The following is a 4,713-nucleotide window of genomic DNA, read 5'->3' on the forward strand; positions in this document are numbered from 1 at the left end:
GGTGTGTTCTCAGTGATGGGAACTATTGTGTGTAGAATGACTGAGACAACAGAGAGTTGTCGTCTGTCGCATACGCGTGCCCTGCCGGACGCACTTCCGTTAGTCCGGAGTGCTGCCTTCATGTGGTCCGGCTGCGCTTCGTCTCGGACGCCCGTAACCAGTGCGCGCGACGCCTCGTGATCCCGCCGCACCGCCAGGGCGGGCAGGCGCAATACGTGCCGCAGCCGGTTGCCGCGCATCCGCGCGATGCACGGCTCGCGGGCCTGCTCGACTGGGTGCGCGCCCACCTCGATGCGGCACACAGCGTCGACTCGCTCGCCGAACGCGTGCTGATGAGCCGGCGCACGTTTACGCGCCACTTCCGCCAGGCGACCGGCACGACCGTCACAGCGTGGCTGCAGGCCGAGCGGCTCGCGCGCGCGCAGCATCTGCTGGAAACGACCGGGCAATCGATCGATGCGATCGCGCAGGCGGCCGGCTACGGGTCGAGCGTGTCGCTGCGCCAGCATTTCGCGGGCGCGCTTGGCACATCGCCGTCGGCATACCGAAGGGAATTTCGCGGCGCCGGAGCCGGCGCCGATGTCGTGCGGTAACGCACGCGGCGAGCACGCGTCGCCGCGCAACCGGCCGGTCGCTCAGCCGCCGTTGATCCAGCGTGCCGCGTAAAGCAGCAGCGCGACGAAGATGATCACCGCGGCCCACGCCCATACGGGCACCGTGCCGGAGCCGCGATGCGGGAGCGCGCTGGCGGCACGCCCGGTCAGCGCGCCGCCGAGGTGCGGCGGCAGCGCCCGCTTCGTCGCGGCCACCAGCGACGCCGGCCGCAGGAACACATGCTGGCGTCGTGGCGCGGCCGAGCGCGCGCGATTCGGCGCAAGACCGTGCTTCGCCTGCACGACCGCGCAGAATTCGCGGAAGAAATCGTCGGTCCATTCGCGCAGCGTATTTTCGATCTGCCGCCCCGGCAGCTCGGTGAGCGGGCCGCTCGCCGTCGCCCAGACCACGTACTCGATACGCGTGGCGTTCGCGTCGTCATCCGGCATCAGCACGAGTTCGACCTGACCGCGCAGCGCACCGAGCCCGGCGGCCCGCGCCTTGAAGTTGATTACGCGGCGCGGCTGCCCTTCCGCGTCGCCCTGCTCGGCGGCGGCATGCGCACGCACGTCGTAGCGGGCACGCAGCGGGCCGAGCGGCACCGTGATCGTCAGCGCAAACTCGCCATGCGCAAGCTTCTCGAAGGATTCGCAACGCTCGAAGCTCGCGCGCAGCAACGCGAGATCCTCGAACGCCTCCCGCACGACAGGCGGTGCGAGCGGTATGCGTAATGTGTCGTTCAGTTCCATGACGCCTCCCCGATGAACACGCGCCGCATCAGGACGTCTCGACGAGACTGTCGATCCGTGCGGCGTCGAAGGCAACGTAGTGCGCGAGCGCCAACGCGGCCTCCTTCGGTTCCTCGTAACTCCATGCGGCGTTCTCGATCACGCCGTCTTCCGTCTGCAAGTCGAAGTGCACGGCCTCGCCCCTGAACGGGCAGGCCGACGTGACGCCTGATTTCACGAGCCGGCGCATGTTGACGTCGCCGCGCGGCAGGTAGTGGGTGTCCGGCAGGCCCGTTTCGCGCACGGTCAGCGCGCCGTGCGAATCGGCGTACGTGATGCCGCGATGGATCACGCGCACGCGATGGCGGTTCGGCACGATTTCGAGACGAGGGTCGGCTGCGTCGGACATCGTTTCTCCTTGGGGCGGCCGGGCCAAGCCAGGCTCAGGAAACGAAAAAAGCCACGGCACGGGTGCCGTGGCTTTCATTATGGGCGAAACCGCAGCCGAATGCGCGGCCCCGGCCGGGGGGCGCGCGGCAGGCTACTGCGCGCTCCACTGGAACGCGGTTTTCGCGCCGCCCTTCGCGCCGACCGTGACGGCACGCGATTCCTCGTTGCCCTGGTACGACGCATGCACCGTATAGCGGCCCGGCGGCACCTTCACGAGCATGTACGGCCCGCGCGCGTCGGTCTTCAGCACTTCGGCACCCTTGCCGTCGACGATCCGCACATGGACGTCGGCCAGGAACTCGCCGCCCTTGCCGGTGAACCGCAGCGCCAGCGGCCAGCTCGGCTCGTTGCGCTGGAACGCCGTCGATTCGTCCTGCCCGACGCCGCCGGACACGAAGGTGACGTCGCCCTGCTGGCGCGCGGCGGGCAAGCCGTCCGACTGCGCGTACGCGCCGGTCGCTCCGGCTGCGAGGCCGGCGGCCAGCGCCGCGGCGACGGCATATCGGGACACGTTGCGTAGATATTGCATGGCTCTCTCCTTGGGGTCGGAACACATACAGGGCGCTGCGTCACACCTTCAGTACGGCGGCGGCGCCCGCCGCGGCCGGCCTGGCCGGCCGTCGGCCGTAGCCGGTCAGCTCAGGTCGACCGGCACGAAGATCTGTGCATTATCGCGCTGGATCAGCAGAGCAAGACTGTTGCCCGCGCCCTTGACCGCGTCGCGCAACTGCTCGGGGCTCGTGACCGGGCGGCCGTTGACCGCGAGGATCACGTCGCCGGGCTGGATGCCCGCGTTGGCGGCCGGCCCGCCGGCCTGCTGCACGATCAGGCCGTGCGACAGGTTGTCGGCACTGCGCTCCTGCGGCGACAGCGGACGCACCGCGACGCCCAGGCGCCCCTGCTCGACCGGCCCGCCGTCGTTCGACGCGAGCTTCGCATCGGCCATCGCGCCGAGCGTCACGCTGATCGACTTCTTCGACTTGTCGCGCCAGATCTGCAGGTCGGCCTTCGAACCCGGCTTCAGGTTCGCGATCTGCGCGGGCAGCGATGTCGAATCGGCAACCGGCGAGCCGTTGACCGACAGGATCACGTCGCCCGGCTGCAGGCCGGCCTTCGCGGCCGGGCCGTTCGGATCGACCGAGCTGACGAGCGCGCCGTCCGGCTTCTGCAGTCCGAACGAGCTTGCAAGCGTCTGGTTCAGCCCCTGCACGGCGACGCCGAGGCGGCCGCGGCTCACGTGGCCCGTCTTCACGAGCTCGTCCTTCACCTTGATCGCCTCGTTGATCGGGATCGCGAACGACAGCCCCTGGAAGCCGCCCGTCTGCGAGTAGATCATCGAGTTGATGCCGATCACCTCGCCCTGCAGGTTGAACAGCGGGCCGCCCGAGTTGCCGGGGTTCACCGGCACGTCGGTCTGGATGAACGGCGTGTAGTTCTCGTCCGGGAGCGCGCGCGACTTCGCGCTGATGATGCCCGACGTGACCGTATTGTCGAAGCCGTACGGCGAACCGATCGCGACGACCCACTGGCCGACCTTGCTCTGCGCCGGGTCGCCGATCTTCACGGTCGGCAGGCCGCTCGCGTCGATCTTCAGCACCGCGACGTCGGACTGCTTGTCGGAGCCGACGACCTTCGCCTTGTATTCGCGCTTGTCGGTCAGCTTGACCGTGACGACGTTCGCGCCGTCGATCACGTGCGCATTGGTGAGGATGTACCCGTCGGAGCTGATGACGAACCCGGAACCGAGGCTCGCGCTCGGCTGGTCGTCCGGCTGCGCGTCGCCGCCCATGCCCGGCACCTGGCCGTAGAAGTGCTTGAAGAACTGGTAGAACGGATCGCTCGGATCGATCGGCAGCTGCGGCTGCGGCACGCGCCGCGACACCTGCTTCACGACGTGCTTCGCGCTGATGTTCACGACCGCCGGGCCGTAGGTCTCGACGAGCCCGGAGAAATCGGGGATGCCGGTCTTCGCGGCCGCTTCGGCCGGCATCAGCGCGGCAGCCTGTGCGGGCGTGATGATCTGCGGATCGGCGCGGCGGGTGCCGGCGACATAGCCGGCGGACAGGGCGGCCGCCACGGCGACCGCGACGGCGCCGCGCGCAAGGAATCGGGTGTTCATCGTAGGACCTCCTCTTTGTTAGGACGCAGCGTAACGACCCTGACTTAAAGGAGGCTTAATCAGCCTTAAGCGGGGCTTAAGCGGCTGCCGGCGCCCGTCCGGCGCCGGCCTTCATACCGATTCGGACGGCTGCGGCGCCTCGGCCGGCATCTCGGCATCGCGGAACACGACACTGACGAGCAGGCCGCCCGCGGCCGCGTCGCCGAGCGACACCGTCGCGCCCTGCTGCGCAGCCACGCGCTTGACGATCGCGAGCCCGAGCCCGCTGCCCGATACGTCGGTGCGCGCCCGCGCGGAGCTGTCGCGGTAGAAGCGGTCGAACACGCGCTCGCGCTCGTCGGCCGGAATGCCGGGCCCGCTGTCGCCGATCTGCACGCACGCGCGGCCGGCCGCGTCGCGGGTCAGCGACACGTCGATGCGTCCGCCGTCCGGCGTGTACTTCACCGCGTTGTCGAGCAGGTTGCCGAACATCACGCGCAGCGCGCCGACGTCCGCGACGACGCTCGCCGCGCGCGTCTCCTCGAAGCCGAGATCGATGTCGTGCCGTTGCGCGAGCGGCGCAAGCGCGGCCACGCATTCGGCGAGCAGCGCCTGCAGGTCGACCGGCTCGCGCATCGTCGCGCCATCCGGTTCGGCGCGTGCGAGCGCAAGCAGTTGCTCCGTGAGGCGCGTCGCACGCGACACGCCATCCTGGAGATCCGCGACCGCCTCGCGGCGCGATGCGTCGTCCTTCGCGCGGGCGACGAGCTGCGCCTGGATCTGCACGGCCGCGAGCGGCGTGCGCAGTTCGTGCGCGGCATCGGCCACGAAGGCCTTCTGCGT

Annotated in this window: 5 protein-coding genes and 1 pseudogene; 1 reads left to right on the top strand and 5 read right to left on the bottom strand. The window is 69.6% G+C overall.

What is annotated here, in order from left to right; translation table 11 throughout:
• Positions 1-107: 107 nt before the first annotated feature.
• A pseudogene (locus G3N93_RS34455) lies at positions 108-593 on the top strand (helix-turn-helix domain-containing protein); the annotation flags it as partial.
• 42 nt (positions 594-635) lie between these two features.
• Here G3N93_RS34455 and G3N93_RS34460 read toward each other — a convergent pair.
• The 5 genes from G3N93_RS34460 to G3N93_RS34480 form a co-directional block, all read right to left on the bottom strand.
• The gene (locus G3N93_RS34460) at positions 636-1,343 is read right to left on the bottom strand and encodes a CoxG family protein (RefSeq protein WP_174940375.1); all 708 of its coding nucleotides are present in this window, start codon (positions 1,341-1,343) and stop codon (positions 636-638) included.
• Between the two features lie 28 nt (positions 1,344-1,371).
• Complete coding sequence (locus tag G3N93_RS34465; protein WP_011353055.1) at positions 1,372-1,731, bottom strand: DUF427 domain-containing protein; 360 nt, start codon at positions 1,729-1,731, stop codon at positions 1,372-1,374.
• A gap of 132 nt (positions 1,732-1,863) precedes the next feature.
• On the bottom strand, positions 1,864-2,301 hold the full coding sequence (locus tag G3N93_RS34470) for a carboxypeptidase-like regulatory domain-containing protein (RefSeq protein WP_174942543.1): 438 nt from the start codon (positions 2,299-2,301) through the stop codon (positions 1,864-1,866).
• Between the two features lie 105 nt (positions 2,302-2,406).
• Positions 2,407-3,891, bottom strand: a complete 1,485-nt coding sequence (locus tag G3N93_RS34475; RefSeq protein WP_011353057.1) for a DegQ family serine endoprotease — start codon at positions 3,889-3,891, stop codon at positions 2,407-2,409.
• 111 nt (positions 3,892-4,002) lie between these two features.
• On the bottom strand, positions 4,003-4,713 hold a 711-nt coding region (locus G3N93_RS34480), incomplete at its 5' end, for a cell wall metabolism sensor histidine kinase WalK (RefSeq protein WP_206134972.1).

It is taken from the genome of Burkholderia sp. Se-20378, assembly GCF_017104665.1.
GTDB lineage: Bacteria > Pseudomonadota > Gammaproteobacteria > Burkholderiales > Burkholderiaceae > Burkholderia > Burkholderia lata.